General features: G+C 68.1%; 15 protein-coding genes and 1 pseudogene. All 16 read left to right on the forward strand.

Annotated features, from left to right (window positions below):
* Positions 1-4 precede the first annotated feature (4 nt).
* A complete protein-coding gene (locus LG380_RS04865) occupies positions 5-1858 on the forward strand; it encodes a chemotaxis protein CheA (RefSeq protein ID WP_225763849.1) in 1854 nt (617 codons plus the stop codon).
* Between the two features lie 70 nt (positions 1859-1928).
* Complete coding sequence (locus LG380_RS04870) at positions 1929-2669, forward strand: flagellar motor protein (RefSeq protein ID WP_225763850.1); 741 nt, start codon at positions 1929-1931, stop codon at positions 2667-2669.
* 1 nt (position 2670) lies between these two features.
* Positions 2671-3546 (forward strand): annotated as a pseudogene (motD, locus tag LG380_RS04875) (flagellar motor protein MotD); the annotation flags it as partial.
* Positions 3547-3668: 122 nt separating this feature from the next.
* Positions 3669-4451, forward strand: a complete 783-nt coding sequence (locus LG380_RS04880; RefSeq protein WP_225763852.1) for a ParA family protein — start codon at positions 3669-3671, stop codon at positions 4449-4451.
* Positions 4448-5605 (forward strand): chemotaxis protein CheW, encoded by a 1158-nt coding sequence (locus tag LG380_RS04885; protein ID WP_225763853.1) that lies wholly within the window; start codon positions 4448-4450, stop codon positions 5603-5605. Before LG380_RS04880 ends, LG380_RS04885 begins: the two co-directional genes overlap by 4 nt.
* 97 nt (positions 5606-5702) lie before the next feature.
* Complete coding sequence (locus tag LG380_RS04890; RefSeq protein ID WP_225763854.1) at positions 5703-6011, forward strand: STAS domain-containing protein; 309 nt, start codon at positions 5703-5705, stop codon at positions 6009-6011.
* Positions 6008-6373: a response regulator gene (locus LG380_RS04895; protein WP_225763855.1), complete on the forward strand. Its 366-nt coding sequence runs from the start codon at positions 6008-6010 to the stop codon at positions 6371-6373. Before LG380_RS04890 ends, LG380_RS04895 begins: the two co-directional genes overlap by 4 nt.
* A 35-nt stretch (positions 6374-6408) precedes the next feature.
* Entirely contained in the window at positions 6409-8394 is a 1986-nt protein-coding gene (locus LG380_RS04900; RefSeq protein WP_225763856.1) for a chemotaxis protein CheA, read from the forward strand.
* A gap of 74 nt (positions 8395-8468) precedes the next feature.
* Positions 8469-9647 (forward strand): porin, encoded by a 1179-nt coding sequence (locus LG380_RS04905; RefSeq protein WP_225763857.1) that lies wholly within the window; start codon positions 8469-8471, stop codon positions 9645-9647.
* A gap of 183 nt (positions 9648-9830) precedes the next feature.
* Positions 9831-12002: a methyl-accepting chemotaxis protein gene (locus LG380_RS04910; protein WP_225763858.1), complete on the forward strand. Its 2172-nt coding sequence runs from the start codon at positions 9831-9833 to the stop codon at positions 12000-12002.
* A 213-nt stretch (positions 12003-12215) separates the two neighbouring features.
* Positions 12216-14462, forward strand: coding sequence for a methyl-accepting chemotaxis protein (locus tag LG380_RS04915; RefSeq protein ID WP_225763859.1), 2247 nt, complete (start codon positions 12216-12218; stop codon positions 14460-14462).
* 232 nt (positions 14463-14694) lie between these two features.
* The gene (locus LG380_RS04920; RefSeq protein WP_225763860.1) at positions 14695-15456 is read left to right on the forward strand and encodes a flagellar brake protein; all 762 of its coding nucleotides are present in this window, start codon (positions 14695-14697) and stop codon (positions 15454-15456) included.
* Between the two features lie 86 nt (positions 15457-15542).
* The gene (locus LG380_RS04925) at positions 15543-16031 is read left to right on the forward strand and encodes a chemotaxis protein CheW (protein WP_225763861.1); all 489 of its coding nucleotides are present in this window, start codon (positions 15543-15545) and stop codon (positions 16029-16031) included.
* 131 nt (positions 16032-16162) lie between these two features.
* The gene (locus LG380_RS04930; RefSeq protein WP_225763862.1) at positions 16163-16546 is read left to right on the forward strand and encodes a hypothetical protein; all 384 of its coding nucleotides are present in this window, start codon (positions 16163-16165) and stop codon (positions 16544-16546) included.
* Between the two features lie 76 nt (positions 16547-16622).
* Entirely contained in the window at positions 16623-18992 is a 2370-nt protein-coding gene (locus LG380_RS04935) for a methyl-accepting chemotaxis protein (RefSeq protein WP_225763863.1), read from the forward strand.
* Between the two features lie 652 nt (positions 18993-19644).
* Complete coding sequence (locus tag LG380_RS15885; RefSeq protein WP_318780076.1) at positions 19645-21804, forward strand: methyl-accepting chemotaxis protein; 2160 nt, start codon at positions 19645-19647, stop codon at positions 21802-21804.
* The last annotated feature ends 10 nt before the right edge of the window (positions 21805-21814 follow it).

Here is a 21814-nt window from a genome sequence, read left to right on the forward strand (position 1 = left end):
CGACATGAGCGCCGTACCCGACGACATTGCCGCCGATTTCATCGTCGAGGCCCAGGAGATCCTGGATCGCCTCGGCGAACAGCTGGTGTCGCTGGAACAGGCGCCACAGGACAGCGAACAGCTCAACGCGGTATTCCGCGGCTTCCACACGCTCAAGGGGGGTGCCGGCTTCCTTGGCATCCATGCCATGGTCGGGCTGTGCCACGCCGCCGAGGAAACCCTGGGCATGGCCCGCTCCGGCCAGGCGGAACTGCAGGCGCATCACTTCGATGCCGCCCAGCAGTCGCTGGACTGGCTGCAGGCCATGCTCGACGCCGTCTCCGCCGGCACCGAACCCGAACACGCGCCACCGGAACTGATCGCCCAGTTCGACGTCAACGCCGCACCGGCCGCACCGCAGCCGGTGGCTGCCGCGCCCGCGCCGGCCGCGTCGTCGAGCAGCGACCTGATCACCGACGACGAGTTCGAGGCCCTGCTCGACCAGCTGCATGGCAAGGCCCCGCCCAGTGCCAAGCCGGCCGCCCCGGCGCCTGCCGCGGGCGGTGACATGATCACCGACGACGAATTCGAGGCACTGCTTGACCAGCTGCACGGCGGTGCCGCGCCCGGCGCCAAGCCGCTGGCGGCGGTCCCGGCGCCGGCGCCCGTGCCTGCCCCGCGCGCCACCCCGGCACCGGTGTCCAAGCCCGCAGCCAAGCCGGCCGCCGAGGCCGAGCACACCGTGCGCGTGGACACCAAGCGCCTGGACGCCATCGTCAACCTGATTGGCGAGCTGGTGCTCTCGCGCAACCGCCTCAAGACCCTGCGCTCCCGGCTCAAGGACGAGGAACTGGACCGCGCCGTGTCCACGCTGGACATCGCCACCGCGCGCCTGCAGTCGGCGGTCATGCGCACCCGCATGCAGCCGGTGGGCAAGGTGTTCTCGCGCTTCCCCAAGGTCGCCCGCGACGTGGCCCGCAACCTGAAGAAGGAAGTGGAGCTGGAGCTGATCGGCGCTGACACCGAGCTGGACCGCAACCTGGTCGAGGCCCTGGCCGATCCGCTGGTGCACCTGGTGCGCAACGCCATCGACCACGGCATCGAGATGCCGGACCTGCGCGAAGCCTCCGGCAAGCCGCCCAGCGGCCACGTGCGCCTGTCGGCGCAGCAGGAAGGTGACTACGTCAGCATCGAGGTGCAGGACGACGGCGCCGGCATCGACCCGGAACGGCTGCGTGCCAAGGCGCGCGAGAAGGGGCTGCTCGATCCGGAAGCCGCCGCCCGCCTGAGCAGCGAGGAGTGCCTGCACCTGGTGTTCCTGCCCGGTTTCTCGACCAAGCAGGAAGTCACCGACATCTCCGGCCGCGGCGTCGGCATGGACGTGGTGCAGTCGCGCATCCGCGAGCTGAGCGGACAGATCCAGATCCAGTCCGAACTCGGCCGTGGCAGCCGCTTCCTGATCCGCGTGCCGCTGACCCTGGCGATCCTGCCGACCCTGCTGGTGCAGGCCGGCGAGGACGTCTACGCCCTGCCGCTGGCCCGCGTGGTCGAGGTGCTGCATGCGCCCAGTACCGCGCTGGGCTGGTTCGACGGCCGCGCTGTGCTCGACCGCAAGTCACACACGTTGCCGCTGGTGGACCTGCGCCGCTGGTTGAGCGTGGATGCGGTGCAGACCCCGCTGCTGACCATCGTGGTGCTGCAGGCCGGCGAAGCCCGCTTCGGCCTGGTCGTGGACCAGGTGCGTGGCCGCGAGGAAGTGGTGATCAAGCCGCTGCCGCGCGCCCTCCGCGGCCTCAAGGGCTATGCCGGCGCCACCCTGATCGGCGACGGCCGCATGGCCCTGATCCTGGACGTGGACGGCCTGCGCTCCTCCGACTGAGGGGCGCCACGAAGGGACGCCGGCATGCCGGGGTCTCAATTTTTCTTCACATCTGCCGATACCCCGATACATGGACAGACTCAGCCTCATCGGACTTTTCCTCGCGCTGGCCTCGTTGGTCGGCGGCAGCATCCTCAAGGGCGCCGGCCTGTCCTCGCTGTGGTCGCCGGCCGCGTTCGTGATCGTGATCATCGGCACCCTCGCCGCGATCCTGGTCCACACCTCGCCGGCGATCTTCCGCCACGCGTTCCGGATCGTGCCGTGGGTGATCCGTCCGCCGGCAAGCAACCGCAGGCGGCTGATCGAGCAGATCGTCGAGTGGAGCACGATTGCCCGCCGCCAGGGCCTGCTGGGCCTGGAGGCCCATGTCGAGGCTCAGGACGATCCGTTCGTGCGCAAGGGCCTGCAGCTGCTGGTCGACGGCGTCGAGCCGGAAGCCATCCGCCGCATGATGGAGATCGAACTGGGCTCGGAAGAACAGCGGAACCTGGCCGCGACCAAGGTGTTCGAGGGCATGGGCATCTATGCGCCGACGCTGGGCATCATCGGCGCGGTGCTGGGCCTGATCGCGGTGATGAAGAACCTCGCCGACCCGAGCAAGCTCGGCCACGGTATCGCCGCCGCGTTCACCGCGACCATCTACGGCATCGCCTCGGCCAACCTGCTGTTCCTGCCGATCGCCGCCAAGCTCAAGGGCGTGATCGCCGGCACCACGCGCGAGCGCGAGATGTTCATCGAGGGCCTGATCTCGATCGCCCACGGCGAGAACCCGCGCAACATCGAGAACAACCTGTCCGGGTTCCTGGACTGACATGGCACGTCGCAGGCACCACGAAGAGCACACCAATCACGAGGCGTGGGCGATCCCCTACGCCGACCTGATGACGTTGCTGCTTGCCTTCTTCGTGGTGATGTACGCCATCTCCTCGGTCAACGAGGGCAAGTACCGCGTGATGGCCGACGCACTGACCGCCGCCTTCGGTGGTGCGCCGCGCACGGTCACCCAGGTGCCCGTCGGCAACCTGCAGCTGCAGGGTGGCGGGCATGACAGCCCGTCGGCGATCCACTCGCCCAACCTGGCCAGCAACACCGTGCTCAGCGACCAGACCCAGCTGCCGTCGATGGCCTCGCACATGCGCATGCCGGTGTCGATGCACAACCAGGAGCAGCTGCAGCGCGCCGAGCGCCAGCTGGGCCGCATTGCCGGCCAGCTCACCGCCGCACTGGCGCCGCTGATCGACCGCGGCATGATCACCGTGCGCCGCACCGAGCTGTGGATCGAGGTCGAGATCAACAGCGACATCCTGTTCGGCACCGGCTCGGCCGCGCTCGATGCGCACGCACGCCAGACCCTGTCCAAGCTGGCCCAGGTGCTGGTCGACGCACCCAACGGCGTGCGCGTGGAAGGTCACACCGACAACGTGCCGATCGCCACCGCGCAGTTCCCGTCCAACTGGGAGCTGTCGGCCGCGCGCGCGGCCTCCGTGGTCCACCTGTTCGCCGACCAGGGCATCCGCCCCGACCGGCTGGCGATGGTCGGCTACGGCGAATTCCGCCCGCGCGATGCCAATGACAGCCTGGAAGGCCGCAACCGCAACCGCCGGGTGATGGTGATCATCCTCGCCGACGCGGCCGATCCGGTATTCCCCGGCAGCGACGCGAAGGTGACCGCCGGTGCGGCCCCGGCCGCGCTGCCGGCGCCCGCTACCCGTCCTGTCAACAACGTGGCCAGGCCCGCGGCCATCGCCCCGGTGCGGCCGGCCCCGATCGAAGGCGCGCCCGCGGCGACGACCATTGAAGGAGCTCCCTGATGCGCATCTGGGCCATTGCCAACCAGAAAGGCGGCGTCGGCAAGACCACCACCACCCTGGCGCTGGGCCGCAACCTGGCCGCCCAGGGCAAGCGCGTGCTGCTGATCGACCTGGACCCGCACTCCTCACTCACCCGCGCCTTCGGCGTCCCGGTCGATCCGCCGCCGCGCGGCGTGCTGGACCTGTTCGCCGAGTCGCCGGCCGCACTGGCCACGCTGGCCAATCCCAGCGCGATCCCGGGGCTGGACTTCATCTGCGCGCAGGCCGCACTGGCCACGCTGGAACGCCGCAGTGCCAGCCAGCCGGGCCTGGGCCTGGCCCTGCAGAACGCACTGACCCGCCACGCCGGCGGCCACGACTACATCCTGCTGGACTGCGCCCCCACCCTGGGCCTGCTGATGATCAACGCGCTGGCTGCCGCGCACCGCCTGGTCATCCCGACCCAGGCCGAGCCGCTGGCCCTGCACGGCCTGGCCGGCATGGTCCGCACCGCGGAGATGGTCGAGCGTTCGCGCCGCCGTCCGCTGCCGGTGTCGATCCTGCCCACGCTGTTCGACCGCCGCACCCGCGTCGGCAACGAAACCCTGAAGAAGATGCAGGACCTCTACGGCGAGCGCGTCTGGGAAGACGCGATCCCGGTCGACACCCGCATCTGCAACCCTTCGGCGCTGACCGTGGCGGCCGTGGCCGGTGAATACCCGGGCCGTGGCCTGTCCGCCTACCGCCGCGCCCTGGAATGGATCCTGGCCGAAGACGCACTGTGCCTGGAGCAGGCTGCATGAACCCCACCGACGTACTCGACGACTACCTGGAGGAGCTGCTGCTGGATGCGATCCCGTCCAGCGCCGCCGCCAGCCAACACCAAGACCCGACTGCAACCAGCCAAGCGACCGCAGCGGCTGACGCAACTGCCCACTTCGAAGACACGGCAGCCGCCGCAGACGATGCCGTGGCCGTTGGGGCCGATGTCGTCGAGGCAGCATGCGTGGCCGCTGAGGCCTGCGCCGCGGAAACCGATGACGCGGCCGAAGAAGCCACCAGCGACGGTGCGGTGATCGAGGCCGTCGAGGGGGAAGCGGCAGCCGAAGTCGAAGACGAAGACGCGGTTGAAGCGGTGGGAACGATTAAAGCCGCTGAGGTGAATGAGGTCGCTCAAGTGCCCGGAGGGGCCGCAGAAGTCACGGAGCCGCAGCTGGCCACCATCACCGGGGCCATCGGAGCCGGCAGCCCGGTCGCCGAAGCCGCCACCGCCGTTGAGCCACCGCTGGCACCTGCACCTGCTCCCGCCGCTCCCGTCACCCAGACACCGGTTACGCCAGCCGTTGCCCGGGCACCGGGTCTGCCGCCGGCACCTGCGGCTCCCACTGCACCCGCCCCCGCCCCGATCCGAGCGCCGGCTCCCATGCCCCAAGCCTCCCGCCCCGTTCCACCGCCGTCCACCAACGCCGCCTGGAACGAGCTGCAGGCCCAGGCCCGCATCGCCAGCTCGCCGCACCACAACCGCCGCGCCTCCGAACGCACCACCCGCTGGCTGCGGCTGCGCTGCGGCGCCCAGCCCTATGCGCTGGAGCTGCTGAAGGTGCAGGAAGTGGTGCTGCCGGTGCCGCTGCTGCCGCTGCGCGGCACGCCGCCGGCCACGCTGGGCATCATGAACCTGCGCGGCCAGGTGGTCCCGGTCATCGACCTGGGAATCCGCCTCGGCGGCGTGCCGGTGGAGGACGATGCCCTCACCCGCATCGTCGTCCTGGAAGAGGACGGCGAAGCCCTGGGCCTGAAGGTGTCCGCGGTCGAGGACGTGGCCAACCTCACCGACTCGCAGATCGAACCGCCGGATACAGCGCGCATCTGCCAGATCTCCAATGACCTGTTCCGCGGCGTGGCACGGCTCGGCTCCCGGCCGATGATCCTGCTCGACGCCAGCGTGCTGCTGCACTGAGCGGCCCGCGGGCGACAGGAAAGAACCTGGCACCAAGCCCTAAAGCTTTCCACGAAAGCGCCGTTATCAGACCTAGAACCGTTCGTCCGGAGCAATGATGAGCACTGTGGCACTGGGTCAGGATCTCGGAATCGAGACCAGCACCGAGCTGAAACAACAACTTGCCGCCCACCTGGAACACGAGGGCCTGCTGCGCGTGGATGCCAGCCAGGTCGGTCGTATCCACACCGCGGCAATGCAGCTGCTGTGCGCCTTCGTCGAGGCCCGCCGCAAGGCTGGCCACGCCACCGGCTTCGACGGTTGCACCGATACCTTCCGCGACGCCGCGCGCCTGCTTGGCGTTACCCAGGCCCTGGGCCTGGACGCAACTACTGACAACCTGAAATCTGTGGAGAACGCTGCATGAGCGCACGTATCTTGGTGGTGGACGACTCGGCGTCGATGCGCCAGATGGTCTCATTCGCCCTCACCTCGGCCGGTTTTTCCGTCGAAGAAGCCGAAGACGGCGCCGTTGCGCTCGGTCGCGCCAAGGGCGCGAAGTTCAACGCGGTGGTCACCGACGTCAACATGCCGAACATGGACGGCATCTCGCTGATCCGCGAGCTGCGCCAGCTGCCGGACTACAAGTTCACCCCGATGCTGATGCTGACCACCGAGTCGGCCGCCGACAAGAAGTCCGAAGGCAAGGCCGCCGGTGCCACCGGCTGGCTGGTCAAGCCGTTCAACCCGGAACAGCTGGTCGCCACCGTCCAGAAAGTCCTGGGCTGATACCCCCACCGCAAAAACGATCGGATAGCGCGCCAATGAGTATGGACCTGCAACGTTTCCACGCCACCTTCTTCGAGGAAAGCCGCGAAGGACTGGACGCCATGGAAGCCGGTCTGCTCGCGATGGAAGACGGCCAGCACGATGCCGAAACCATCAACTCGGTTTTCCGCGCCGCGCATTCGATCAAGGGCGGCGCCGGCACCTTCGGCTTCGATGCCATTGCCGGCCTCACCCACGTGCTGGAAACCCTGCTCGACGAGCTGCGCGCCGGCAAGCGTGCACTGGAAAGCGCCGCGGTCGACGCCATGCTGGCCTCGGTGGACGTACTGCGCGCCCTGCTGCGCGAAGCCGAACACGGCCAGCCGGCCGACCCCGAATCGGTGCGCGCGGTGAAGGAACGCCTGGAAGCGGTGCTGTCGGGCAAGGCCACCAGCGCCGCCCCGGCCGCCGCCGCAGCCGCCGAGCCCGAGCCGGAAGGCTGGCAGATCGGCTTCACCCCGGCGCCCGGCCTGTTCATGAGCGGCAATGATCCGCTGCGCATCATCCGCGAACTGGAAAGCCTGGGCTCGCTGCAGGTCGCCTCGCGCCTGGAGAAGCTGCCCGAGTTCGCCCACCTGGACCCGCTCGAGGCCTACATGGCCTGGGACCTGGGCCTGGTTGGCAGGATCCCGCGCGCCAAGATCGAGGACACCTTCGCCTGGGTCGTGGACGACTGCGAACTGGAGATCCGTCCGGTCGCCGCGCCGCCGAGCCTGGCCGTTCAGGCCCCGGCCGCTGCCCCGGCTCCCGCCGAAGCGGCACGTCCGGCTGCCGGTGGAGCTTCCGCTCCCGCCGCTGCGTCCAGCGAAGCCGAGACATCGATCCGCGTCAGCGTCGACAAGGTCGATGCGCTGATCAACCTGGTCGGCGAGCTGGTCATCACCCAGGCCATGCTCAAGCAGGTCTCCGGCGGGCTGGACCCGGTCCACGCCGAGCGCCTGTTCGCCGGCCTGGACCTGCTCGAACGCAATACCCGCGACCTGCAGGAAGCCGTCATCGGCGTGCGCATGCTGCCGGTGGACGCCGTGTTCCGCCGCTTCCCGCGTCTGGTCCGCGACCTGTCCACCCGCCTGGGCAAGCACGTGCGCCTGCGCACCATCGGCGAAGGCACCGAGCTGGACAAGGGCCTGATCGAGAAGATCGCCGATCCGCTGGTCCACCTGGTCCGCAACTCCATCGACCACGGCCTGGAAATGCCCGACGTGCGTTGCCAGGCCGGCAAGGACGAGACCGGCACCATCACCCTGGCGGCTTCGCACCAGGGCGGCCACATCGTCATCGAGGTCAGCGACGACGGGCGCGGCCTGAACCGCGACAAGATCCTGGCCAAGGCCCAGGAACGCGGCCTGGCCGTGCCGGACAACCCGACCGACGCCCAGGTCTGGGACCTGATCTTCGCACCGGGCTTCTCCACCGCCGATGCCGTCACCGACCTGTCCGGTCGTGGCGTGGGCATGGACGTGGTCCGCCGCAACATCCAGGCCCTGGGTGGCGAGGTGCAGATCGAATCCAGCGCCGGTGCCGGTACCCGCACCCTGATCCGCCTGCCGCTGACCCTGGCCATCCTCGACGGCATGACCGTGTCCGTTGGTGGCGAGACGCTGATCCTGCCGCTGGCCTACGTGCTCGAAGCGTTGCAGCCCAAGGAAGAGGACATCCGCACCATGGCCGGCGAAGGCCGCGTGCTGCGCGTCCGCGGCGAGTACCTGCCGATCCTGTCGCTGCGCGAGTACTACGCCTACGGTGCCGAAGGCGCCAACCCCGATCCGCTGGTGGTGGTGGTCGAAGGCGACGGCCAGAAGATCGCGCTGGAAGTCGACGAACTGGTCGGCCAGCAGCAGGTCGTGGTCAAGAACATCGAGAACAACTACCGTCGCATCAGTGGCGTGTCCGGCGCCACCATCCTCGGCGACGGCCGTGTCGCGCTGATCGTGGACATCGGTGGCCTGGTGCGTTCGCTGCGCATCGCCGAAGCGGCGTGATCCCCATCGCGGTTTGACGCCACGCCTCCGGGCGTGGCGCAATTCCCCGCCCGCTGTACGAAGGCCCCCCCACAATGAAGTCTTCCTTCCTGCTTGCCGTGGCCAGCCTGGCCGCGCCTGCCTGCGCGCTCGCGCAGTCCCCGTCCAGCGATGCCAGCCTGTGGCCGCCGCGCTGGAGCCCGGCCAACGGCACCGAGGTCTCGCTGACCGGCAACATCGCCTACGACCTCAACCGCGTCGATGCCGATGGCACCGGGCTGCAGGACGATGATGCCTGGCGCCGCCATGAGCTCGGCCTCAACATCAAGCGCAAGGGCGTGTACGACATCGCGGTCGCCTACGACCTGCACAACGAGACATGGATGGACGTGACCCTGCGCCTGGAGAGCAAGGCGCTGTTCGGTCGCGACGTGGGCAAGCTGCGCGTGGGCCACATGAAACTGCCGCTCGGCTTCGAGGGCAACTCGGCCACCCGCAACGGCTCGTTCATGGAGAACTCGATCGCCACCCAGGCCTTCTACGAGGGCCGCCGCCTCGGCGTGGACTGGTCGCTGGAACAGCCGCGCTGGCTGTTCAACGCCGGCTGGTACGCCGACGACCTGCACGGCAACAACCCCGGCAACAGCATGGCCGCACGCGTGGCGTGGACGCCGCGCAAGCAGGACGGCCAGGTGCTGCACCTGGGCCTGTCCGGCACCCGCGAGCTGCCCGACCCGGAGATCAACGGCCGCGGCGTCGAAGTGCTGCCCAGCGTGCGCTGGCGCGCCAAGCCCGAGGTCTCGCTGACCGGCGTGCGCCTGGTCGACTCCGGCACCCTGGCCAATATCGACCGCATCGACCGCCACGGCATCGAGGCGCTGTGGATCGAAGGGCCGTGGTCGCTGCAGGGCGAATACCTGCGCCAGGAAACCTCGCGCCGCGGGGGGCTGGGCAACTACGCCAGCGACGGCTGGTACCTGTCCGGCAGCTGGCTGGTCACCGGCGAGTCGCGTGTCTACAGCGGCGGCAACATCGCCAACCCCAGGCCGGAAGGCAAGGCCGGTGCGGTCGAACTGCTGGCCCGCTACAGCCATATCGACCTGGACAGTGACGGCATCGCCGGTGGGCGCGAAAGCAACTGGACCGTGGGCGCCAACTGGTACGTGGGCCGCCACCTCAAGTTCCAGGCCAACCATGTGTGGGCCGATGCCCGCCGCGGCGCCGTCCACGTCCGTCCGCGGGCCCTGGAACTGCGGGCCCAGCTGCACTTCTGATCCCGTCGCCCACGGCCGGCATCCAGCCGGACTACACACCTTCAAGAAAGTCAAGCGCGCGCCGCTAACTCATCCAGCGGCGCGTTCTTTTTTGCGCCTCCGCAGCAGCACCTGCGACCGCAGCCCTGCCGCGGATATCCGGGCAGCGCGGCGGCGTGTTGTCCCTGGCCTTTGGAGAGCATCATGAAGTGGTTCCAGAACCTGCCCATCACCCGCAAGCTGCTGCTGGCCTTTGCCAGCACCTGCGCACTGACGGTAATGCTGGGCGTGTTTTCGCTGTGGCGCATGCAGCTTTCCGACGTACGCATGCAGGAGGTCAATACCAACTGGATGCCGGCCGTGCAGCATCTGGGTGAAATGCGCGCCCAGCTCGGCGAGTTCCGCACCTTCGAGCAGGCCCAGCTCAATTTCCAGGGCAACGAGGAGCGGCTGGCCGACTACCGCAAGCGCCTGGCCGATGTGCGCGGCGTGATCGAGGCCTCCGAGAAGGCCTACGACGACATCCCCAGCGAGTACGCGCCCGAGGAAAAGGCGATGTACGAGAACATGCAGTCGCTGCGCGCAGCCTATTTCGCCGCCAACGACCGCATCGCCGAAGCCATTGCCGCCGACGACTTCGCCGCCGCCCGCGCGATTTCCGACGACGAGTCGCGCAAGATCCGCCGCGAGCTGTTCGACCAGCTCAAGGAGATGTCCAGGTACAACCAGGACGAACTGGGCAAGGTGATCGCCGAGTCCAACCGCGTGCACAAGCAGTCGGTGGCCGCGGTGATCATTGGCCTGCTGCTGATCCTCGGCCTGGCTGTCGCGCTGGGCGTGGCCATCACCCGCTCCATCGTCCGCCCGCTGGCCGATGCGGTGCGCGTGGCCGACGACGTGGCCCAGGGCCGGCTCGACACCCGCGTGGATACCTCGCGCCAGGACGAGGTCGGCAAACTGCTGGTCTCCATGCAGCGCATGAAGTCGCAGGTGCAGGCAGTGATCGCCGCCCAGCTCGAAATGAACCGGATGCACGAGGAAGGCCAGATCAGCTACCGCATCGATGCAGCCCGGTTCCCGGGCGAGTACGGCCAGCTGGTGGAAGGCGCCAACGCGCTGGTATCGCAGCACATCGCGGTCCAGCTCAAGGTCGTGGAGGTCATGCGCCGCTACGCCGCCGGTGACCTGTCGGTGGACATGGACCGCCTGCCCGGGGAGAAGGCCGCCATCACCGAGGCCATCGGCGCGACCAAGGCCAGCCTGTCGGCCATCAACGGCGAAATCCGGCGCCTGGCCACGGCCGCCGCCGCCGGCGATTTCAGCCAGCGCGGTGACGAGGGTCGATTCCAGTACGAATTCGGCGGGATGGTGGCCGGGCTCAACCGGCTGATGGAGACCACCGACGGCAACCTGGCCGAGGTCTCCGCCCTGCTGCAGGCCATCGCCCGCGGCGACCTCACCGTGCGCATGGACGGCGACTTCCACGGCGTGTTCGCCCGCATGCGTGATGACGCCAACGCCACCGTCGCACAGCTGACCACCATCGTCGGCCGCATCCAGTCCGCGGCCGACAGCATCAGCCTGGCTGCCGGCGAGATTGCCTCGGGCAACTCGGATCTGTCGCGCCGTACCGAACAGCAGGCCGCCAACCTGGAAGAAACCGCCGCCTCGATGGAGGAACTCACCTCCACCGTGCGCCAGAATGCCGAGCACGCCCGCCAGGCCAACCAGCTCGCCATCGGCGCGCAAGGCGTCGCCTCGCAGGGCGGCCAGGTCGTGGGCCAGGTCGTGACCACGATGTCGGCCATCGAGGCCTCGTCGAAGAAGATCGCCGACATCATCTCGGTCATCGACGGCATCGCCTTCCAGACCAACATCCTGGCGTTGAACGCCGCGGTGGAAGCCGCCCGTGCCGGCGAACAGGGCCGCGGCTTCGCCGTGGTCGCCTCGGAGGTGCGGACCCTGGCCCAGCGTTCGGCCGGTGCCGCCAAGGAGATCAAGACCCTGATCGACGACTCGGTCGAGAAGGTGTCCGAGGGCTCGGCGCTGGTCAACCAGGCCGGCAGCACGATGGGCGAGATCGTCACCAGCGTCCAGCGCGTGACCGACATCATGGCCGAGATCTCCGCCGCCTCGCAGGAACAGAGCGCCGGCATCGAACAGGTCAACCACACCGTCAACCAGATGGACGAAACCACCCAGCAGAACGCCGCGCTGGTGGAGGAAGCCACTGCCGCCGCGCGCTCGATGGAGGAACAGGCCGCGCAGCTGGTCGAAGCCGTCGCCAGTTTCCGGCTGTCGCAGGACGCCGGCGTGGCCGGACTGGTACGCGACCGCGTGACCCGCATCGCCGCGGCATCGGCCCCGCGTTCCTGAACCCTGTCGCCCGCGGCTGCGCACAACCCGCAGGCGTTCGTGCAACACCTGTCGTACTGCCGCATGGACGCCGTGGAACAACCTTCCACCAGGGGAAGCCGGAAGCACCAGGCACCGGCTCCCCTAGCAACAACGAGGGACCTGCGTGGCCCGCCGCGTGCTGGCCAGCAGATCCGCCCACACCGGCCTGGCTGGCCCTGCAGAGACCGCCGCATGAAGCTCGACACCCTCCTCGCAAGAAAGCTGTCCAACCTGCCACTCAAGCGTAAATTCCTGATCCAGACCGTACTGGTGGCCATCGGCACCATCGTGCTGGCGGTCATCGCCGCCCGCATCCAGTACCTCGATCTCAACAGTACCCGCCAGGCCGGCCTCAAGGCGCAGACCGAGATGGCGCTGGGCGTGATCGAGCATTACGCCGGACAGGTTGCCGATGGCCACATCGACGAGGCCGAGGGCCAGCGCCTGGCCCTGGCAAGCCTGTCGGCGATGCAGGCCAACAACGGCGTGGACTACTTTTTCGTCACCGATGAAGAACCGCGCATGCTGATGCACCCCACCCGCCCGGACCTGATCGGCAAGCCCATCGCCGACGTGCTCAGTGCCGATGGCAAGCGCATCTTCCCCGAGTTCGTCCGCGTTGCGCAGGCCGGCGGCGGGCACGTGGACTACGCCTGGGCCAAGGCCGGTGAGAAGGATCCCGTTCCCAAGACTTCCTACGCAGCGCTCTACAAACCCTGGGGCTGGGTGGTCGGCACCGGCGTCTACCTCGACGACACGCAGGCGCAGGCCCTGCAGTTCACCTTCATCATGACCTTCGTCGGCGGCGGGCTGGTGCTGCTGACCATGGCTATCGGCTGGGCGATCGGCTACTCCGTGCTGGAGCCGGTATCGCGTGCACTGGCCGCGATCCGCGGCGTTTCGCGCGGTGACCTGGGCGTTCGCAGCGGCCACCACGGCAGCGACGAGGTCGGCCAGATGCTCAAGGCCACCGACGAGATGGTGCACATGCTCGAGCGCTTCTCGCGCGAGACCGGCACCATGATCCGGCTGCATGCCGCCGAGGACATCAGCCACCGCATGCCGGAGGATTTCCCCGGCGTGTATGGCGAGCTGGCGCATGGCATCAACACCATGATGTTCGAGCACCTGGACGCCTTCCGCGATGCGATCAGCGTGCTGGACCGCTACGCCCACGGCGACCTGGCCCAGGACGCCCGCCGCCTGCCCGGCTCGCGCGCCTTCCTGCACGAGGCGATGGATGCGGCCAAGCAGGCGTTGCTGGCAATCAACGGCGAGATCAAGCGCCTGGCACGGGCCGCGGCCGCCGGCGACTTCAGCGTGCGTGGCGACGAGTCCCGCTTCAACCACGATTTCCGGCAGATGGTGCAGGGCCTGAACGCGATGATGGCGACCAGCGACCGCAACCTGGCGCAGCTGTCCGCACTGCTGCAGTCACTGGCCGAGGGCGACCTGACCGTACGCATGGACGGCGACTTCCACGGTGTGTTCGCCCGCATGCGCGATGACGCCAACGCCACCGTCGCCCAGCTCACCAGCATGGTCAGCCGTATCCAGGCCTCGGCCGACAGCATCAACCTCGCGGCCGGGGAGATTGCCTCGGGCAACGCCGACCTGTCGCGCCGCACCGAGCAGCAGGCTGCCAACCTGGAAGAAACCGCCGCCTCGATGGAGGAACTCACCTCCACCGTGCGCCAGAACGCCGAACACGCCCGCCAGGCCAACCAGCTGGCCATCGGTGCCCACGGCGTCGCCTCGCAGGGCGGCCAGGTCGTGGGCCATGTCGTGACCACGATGACGGCCATCGAGCAGTCTTCGAAGAAGATCGCCGACATCATCAGTGTGATCGACGGGATCGCCTTCCAGACCAACATCCTGGCGTTGAACGCCGCGGTGGAAGCCGCGCGTGCCGGCGAGCAGGGCCGCGGCTTTGCCGTCGTGGCTTCGGAAGTGCGCACCCTGGCCCAGCGTTCGGCCGGTGCCGCCAAGGAGATCAAGACCCTGATCGACGACTCGGTCGACAAGGTCTCCGAGGGCTCGGCATTGGTGAACCAGGCCGGCAGCACCATGGGCGAGATCGTGAACTCGGTCCAGCGCGTCACCGACATCATGGCCGAGATCTCGGCGGCGTCGCAGGAACAGTCCTCGGGCATCGAACAGGTCAACAAGACCGTGACCCAGATGGACGAGACCACCCAGCAGAACGCCGCGCTGGTGGAAGAAGCCACCGCTGCCGCCCGCTCGATGGAGGAGCAGGCCTCGCAGCTGATGGAAGCCGTGGCCGTGTTCCGCGTCGCGGGCCAGCCCGCGGCCGCCGCGCCGGCACGCCAGCCCACCGCCCCAGCCCCGGCAAAACGCACGCAGCCCCGCCCGGCGGCCCGTGCAAAGGTGGACGCGGTGATGGAAACCGCAGCCGACGCCGAGTGGCAGGAGTTCTGATCCACCACTGGAAAACGCAGCGGGCCCAGCCTGCCCCTACCCACCGGCGGTCCGCCTTCGCGACCGCCGGTGGATCCCGCAGGACCGTGCCGACCCCTGCCGGTCGGGCGGCAGTCCGCGGACAGCATCCTCCACGGCCCCGCTAAAGACCCGCCACGGCCGGCCGATACCCCTTGCTGTCCACCCGTCTTCGGAGACGGCGGTCGACGACTGTCCCTCCCAACAGAGCGCCATGACAGACGAAAAAACCCCAGCGGCGCACGAAGCGTCCGACGAGCAGGATGAGCGCTATCTGGTACGCAACCCGCGCCAGATCCGCCAGCTGCTGCAGGCAATGATCGACCAGCGCTCGCTGATCAATGCCCACCTGGCTGGCCGCGAACAGTCATTCCCTACCGCGATCCTGGAACTCGATGACGACGAGCTCCTGATCGACGGCAGCCCGTCCGAGGCCGCCAACGCGGCCGCCGAGGCCGCGCCGCATCTGCTGTGCTTTGCCCAGCTGGAACGGGTGACGGTGCGCTTCCGCCTGGACGGCCTGGTCCGCGTCCGCAATGGCGCGCATACCGGCTTCCGCGCCGATATCCCCGAGGAGATGATCCACCTGCAACGACGCGAGCTGTACCGGCTGGAGACGCCCGTCACCGACTCGCCTACCTGCCATGTTCCCCGCGGCGACAGCGGCGGCGGCGCTTCGTTCCGGGTGATGGACATCAGCGGCGGCGGCATCTCGCTGGCGCTGCCGGCCGACCAGCACGTGTTCTCCATGCAGCAGCGCTATCCCGGCTGCCAGCTGGCCCTGCCTGACGCCCCGCCGATGACCGTCACCCTGGTGGCCTGCAACGTCCGCACCCAGGTCATGCCCAACGGCGTGGAAATCCAGCGCGTGGGCCTGCGCTTCGACGACATGCCCCGCGGGGGCGATGCCGCCATCCAGCGCTACATCTTCCGCATCGAGCGCCAGCGCAGTGCCCGCAAGAACGGCGACCTCTGACCGCCACTAAAGTCGCCGCCCTCCGGTGCCGATACCCCGGCTGTACCCCTCCTTACGGCTGCCCCTGGCCAGGATCAGGAAAACCGATGAACGACATCAACTCCCAGAACACCGGCGCCGCCGGTGAATACCTCAGCTTCACCCTCGGCAACGAGCACTACGGCGTGGACATCCTCAAGGTCCAGGAAATCCGTGGCTATGACTCGGTGACCAAGGTCCCGGACGCCCCGGACTACATCAAGGGCGTGATCAACCTGCGCGGCACCATCGTGCCGGTCATCGACCTGCGCCTGAAGCTGCGCCTGGACGAAGCCCGCTACGACGCCTTCACCGTGATGATCGTGCTCAACGTGGAAGACCGCGTGGTCGGCATCGTCGTGGACAGCGTGTCCGACGTGATCCCGCTGGCCCCCGAGCAGATCCGCCCGACCCCGGAATTCGGCGCCGCCGTCGATACCCGCTTCATCTCGGGCATCGGCACCCAGGACGACCGCATGCTGATCCTGCTCGACATCGAGACCCTGCTGGACAGCGCCGAGCTGGGCCAGGCCAAGGCCGTCGAGGAAGCCGCCTGAAAATGAAAGGCCAGATTCGATCAATCGAATCGATCGATGCGGCCTTCAGATCTGCGGCCGACCGCCGATAGCAGAAACATGTCCTGCCCGCTCCCGCGGGCCGGAGCTTTTATCACTACCGGAGATTCCCGATGAAGACGTTACTCCCCCTTGCAGCCATTGCTGCGCTGGCCATGGCCGCTCCCGTGAACATCGCCCGGGCCGCGGACATGATCCCGCCGGAACTGGCCGCCCGTAACACCGGCAAGGAAGGCATGGTCTGCGGCAAGGTCGAGAAGGCCCGCTACGCCGAAGGCTCCGAAGGCCAGCCGACCTTCCTGCACATGGGCGGCGCTTTCCCCCGCCACACCTTCTCCGCCCGCATCGCCGGCGCCAACCGCGGCAAGTTCAACTTCCCGCTGGAATCGCTGGAAGGCAAGGACGTGTGCGTGATCGGCATGATCAAGCGTGACGCATCGCGCGCCGAGATCGAAGTCAGCTCGCCGGCCGGACTGAAGCTGGCCAACATCAAGTAATCCGCGTGGGCGCCGGCGCTCGCCGGTGCCCGTCCCGCCGGACGGCCGTCCGGCGAGTTTCTGGAGTCCTGCCCCGATGCAGTGGATCAACAACCTCAAATTGATGCCGAAGCTGATGCTCACCTTCGGCATCGTGCTGTTCGTGATGCTCATCCAGGGCATCGTGGCCTACAAGGGCCTGAGCTCGCTCGACTCGGTCACCACCGACCTTGCGCAGAAGCGGATGGAGAGCATCCGTACCGCCGGTGAGCTGCGCGGCATGGTCGGCGAGTACCGCAATGTCGCCTACCAGGGCCTCATCCGCGCCAGCGCCGACGTCAAGGCCGACGCGCAGAAGCAGAGCGTTGAGATCCGCGCCCACATCGAGGAGGCCATCAAGGCCTATCCCAGGCTGATCGACGACCCGGCACAGCGCAAGCTGTTCGATACCTTCGTGGCCGACTGGGAAGCGGCTCTGGTTTCCTATGACTCGGTGACCGAGTTGCTGGAGCTGGAACTGCCCGACGACGCGGTGGACACCTTCGTTGGCGAGACCCGCAGCCTGCATCGCAAGGCCTCCGCCTCGCTGGGCGCGCTGATCGAGGACGAGAACCGTCGCTCGGTCGAGGCCGGCGCCGCCGCCGCGTCCACCTACAACGCCTCCGCCACCCTGACCTCGATCGCCCTGCTGGTCGGCATCGCCTGCGGCCTGGTGCTGGCATGGCTGTTCGCCCGCTCGCTGGTGCGCAACATGCAGGGCGCGGTGACCACCGCCAACGAGATCGCCAGTGGCAAGCTCGACGGCCGCATCGATGCCTCGCGCAAGGATGAGGTCGGCGACCTGATGCGCGCCATGCAGCGCATGCAGCACGACCTGCGCGAACGCATCGAGGCCGACGCCCGCGTCGCCGCCGAGAACCTGCGTATCCGCACCGCGCTGGACTGCTCCACCACCGGCGTCTACATCACCGATCCGGAACTGAAGATCGTCTACGCCAACCCGGCACTGGAAGGCCTGCTGCGCTCCCATGCCGAGGATGTCGTGGTCGCCCTACCGCAGTTCGACCCGGCCGAGCCGCTGGTCGGCAAGTCCGTGTCCTACCTGGAACACAACGGCACCGTGGACCAGGACACCGCGTCCAAGCTGGCACGCGATGGCGTGGTCCGCCGCCCGATGCAGTACGGCGATGCGATCTTCGCGCAGATCATCAGCACCATCCGCGACGCCGATGGCGAGCCGGTCGGCAACGTCGTCGAGTGGCGTGACCGCACCGCGGAAGTCCAGGTCGAGCAGGAAGTGGCGCATGTGATCCGCGCCGCCGCGGCCGGCGACCTCTCCGAGCGTGTCGAAGCCGAAGGCAAGGAAGGCTTCTTCCTGCAGCTGGCCCAGCAGATCAACAGCCTGCTGGACGCCAACACCAACAGCATCGAGCAGATCTCCAACCTGCTGTCGGCGCTGTCGCATGGCGACCTGACCGTGCGCATGCACGGCGACTTCCAGGGCGTGTTTGCCCGGATGCGCGACGACGCCAATGCCACGGCCGAACAGCTGACCGGCATCGTCAGCCGCATCAAGCAGTCGTCGGTGGCCATCAACGCCGCCGCCACCGAGATCGCCAGCGGCAACGCCGACCTGTCGCGTCGTACCGAGCAGCAGGCCGCCAACCTGGAAGAGACCGCCGCCTCGATGGAGGAACTGACCTCCACCGTGCGCCAGAACGCCGAATCGGCCCGCCAGGCCAACCAGCTGGCCATCGGTGCCGCCTCGGTCGCCTCGCAGGGCGGCGAAGTGGTTGGCCAGGTGGTGACCACGATGAGCGCGATCGAGCAGTCCTCCAAGAAGATCGCCGACATCATCTCGGTCATCGACGGCATCGCCTTCCAGACCAACATCCTGGCGCTCAACGCCGCGGTGGAAGCCGCCCGTGCCGGTGAACAGGGTCGCGGCTTTGCGGTCGTGGCCTCGGAAGTGCGCACCCTGGCCCAGCGTTCGGCCGGTGCCGCCAAGGAGATCAAGGGCCTGATCGACGATTCGGTGGACAAGGTGTCCACCGGCTCCACCCTGGTCCGCAAGGCCGGCACCACCATGGGCGAGATCGTGACCAGCGTGCAGCGCGTGACCGACATCATGGCCGAGATCTCCGCGGCGTCGCAGGAGCAGTCCAGCGGCATCGAGCAGGTCAACCAGACCGTCACCCAGATGGACGAAACCACCCAGCAGAACGCCGCGCTGGTGGAGGAAGCCACCGCTGCCGCCCGGTCGATGGAAGAACAGGCCATCCATCTCGCCAACGAGGTGGCGGTGTTCAAGCTGGACGAGAAGTTCGTGGCCGATGCCAGTCCTGCTCCGCGTGCCGCCGCTCCCGTCGCCCCGCGTCCCGTGGCCGCACCAGCCGCCCCTGCCCCGCGCAAGGCAGCCCGCGTAGCCGCGGTGGAAACCACCGACTCGGACTGGCAGGAGTTCTGATCCCGCCTTGCCGCTGATGAAAACCAGAGGCCCCGATGCAGTGCATCGGGGCCTTTTCCTTGCGCAGTGCAAGGAGCGTGTCGCGACGGGCCCGCTCCACTCGTGCTCTGGTCGATGTGTGATGCCGCCACGCGGTTCTGCGAGTTGGATTTCCGGTGTCGGTCAATGCCGTGCCGCAGCCGCCGATAAAGCAAAGCGGGTCGTTCGGGAACCAGACCCGCCCGGTTCCTGCAAGTCGCTACACGTTGCCACGCACGATTCCCGCCGTTGGATGTCCCGACGGTGTGGCCCAGGCCGCGGCCCACCCTGCTCCCCGCCAAAGCCTGGCCGGCCAAACCGACCCAGTTACCCGGCTGAAACGAGGAATCCAGACTGGCAGGAGTTCTGAGCTGCCGGTGATCCGTGCAGTGCCGGAAACCCGTGGATCGCGCCGGGGCAGCCGGTGTCCGGCACTGCAAGGGATGTGCCGATTCCTCCCTGGTCCGCCCGGTCCATTGGTCAATGTGTGACGGCCGCACGGCGTTTTCCGATAGCCGCTGCAAAGCCCCTCAACCTCGGCCGATAGCCGCCGATAGATAGACGAGTCCTTCAGGGCCCGGTCGGTTTTCCGTGCCCTGCAGCCTGTCATCGCATTGCCCTGCACGAGTACCTGATGAAAGTCTTCCAGTTCTGGTCCAGCTACATTTCCAACATCTCGGTCCGCCGCAAGTTCAACCTGCTGACCGGCCTGATCGCAGTTGGCGTGATCCTGCTGTCGGTGTGCGCCGCACGCATGCAATACCTGGACCTGCGCAATACCCAGCAGCAGGCATTGAAGGTGCAGGTCGAACTGACCTACGGCGTCCTGGACCACTACAGGACGCTGATCGAGACCGGCGAGCTTCCGGAGGAAACCGCCAAGGAAGCCGCGCTGGCGGCGCTTGAGAAGATGCGCGCCGATGGCGACGTCTACTACTACACGGTCTACGACACCGACCACAACATGCTGATGCACCCGTTCCGCAAGGACCTGCTGCACACCAACGTGAAGGACTACCGCACCGAGGACGGGGTGCAGGTGTACGTGGAACAGGTGGAGGCCGCGCTTGCCGGCGGCGGCTTCGTCTCCTTCCTGTGGGCCAAGCCCGGGGGCGAAGGCTCGGTCGAGAAGGCCACCTACGCCGGGCTCTACAAGCCGTTCAACTGGGTCATCACCACCGGCGTCTACATGGACGACATCCAGCACCAGGCCATGGCCTTCACCATGGTGATGACCTTCGCCGGCGGCCTGGTGGTGCTGGTGGTGTTCGGCCTGAGCTGGGTGATCGGCAACCGCATCGCGATCCCGATGCGCCGTGCCACCTCCGTGGCTGATGCCATCGCCAGCGGCCGCCTGGACAACGTCATCGGCAAGCAGCCGCGTGACGAGGCCGGCCAGTTGCTGGAAAGCATGCACCGCATGCAGGACCAGCTGCAGTCGGTGATCGCTGCCCAGGGCGAGATGGCCAGCCGCCACGATGCCGGCGAGCTGAGCTTCCGCATGGACGACAGCCGCTTCCCCGGCGACTACGGCCGCATGGTCCGCGACAGCAACGAACTGGTCGCTGCCCACGTGCAGGTACAGAACCGCCTGATCGAGGTCATGAAGCACTACGCCGCCGGCGACCTGTCGGTGGACATGGACCGCCTGCCCGGCGAGAAGGCCGCCATCACCGAGGCGATGGACGCCACCAAGGCCAACCTGTCGGCGATCAATGCCGAGATCCGCCACCTGGCCACGGCCGCCGCGGCCGGTGATTTCAGCCAGCGCGGCGACGAGGCCCGCTTCCAGCATGACTTCCGCGCGATGGTCGCTGGCCTGAACCAGCTGATGGAAACCACCGACGGCAACCTGGGCCAGCTGTCCTCGCTGCTGCAGGCCATCGCCCGCGGCGACCTGACCGTGCGCATGGATGGCGACTTCCGCGGCGTGTTTGCCCGCATGCGTGATGACGCCAATGCCACCGTCGCCCAGCTGACCACCATCATCAGCCGCATCCAGACCGCTGCCGACAGCATCAGCCTGGCCGCCGGCGAGATCGCCTCGGGCAACAGCGACCTCTCGCGTCGCACCGAGCAGCAGGCCGCCAACCTGGAAGAAACCGCCGCCTCGATGGAGGAGCTGACCTCCACCGTGCGCCAGAACGCCGAGCACGCCCGCCAGGCCAACCAGCTGGCGATCGGTGCGCACAGCGTCGCCTCGCAGGGTGGCCAGGTCGTGGGCCAGGTCGTGACCACGATGTCGGCCATCGAGGCCTCGTCGAAGAAGATCGCCGACATCATCTCGGTCATCGATGGCATCGCCTTCCAGACCAACATCCTGGCGCTCAACGCCGCGGTGGAAGCCGCCCGTGCCGGTGAGCAGGGCCGCGGCTTCGCCGTGGTGGCCTCGGAAGTGCGCACCCTGGCCCAGCGTTCGGCCGGTGCCGCCAAGGAGATCAAGACCCTGATCGACGACTCGGTCGAGAAGGTGTCCGAGGGCTCGGCGCTGGTCAACCAGGCCGGCAGCACCATGGGCGAGATCGTGACCTCGGTACAGCGGGTGACCGACATCATGGCCGAGATCTCCGCCGCCTCGCAGGAGCAGTCGGCCGGCATCGAGCAGGTCAACCAGACCGTGACCCAGATGGACGAAACCACCCAGCAGAACGCCGCGCTGGTGGAGGAAGCCACCGCCGCCGCGCGCTCGATGGAGGAACAGGCCACCCAGCTGACCGAAGCCGTCGCCGTGTTCCGTATCGCCTCCACCGCGGCCGAGCCGGCACCGCGCCGTCAGCCTGAAGCCGCGTACTGATCCACCGGAA

This window comes from Stenotrophomonas sp. Marseille-Q4652 (genome assembly GCF_916618915.1).
In the GTDB taxonomy this organism is placed as follows: domain Bacteria; phylum Pseudomonadota; class Gammaproteobacteria; order Xanthomonadales; family Xanthomonadaceae; genus Stenotrophomonas.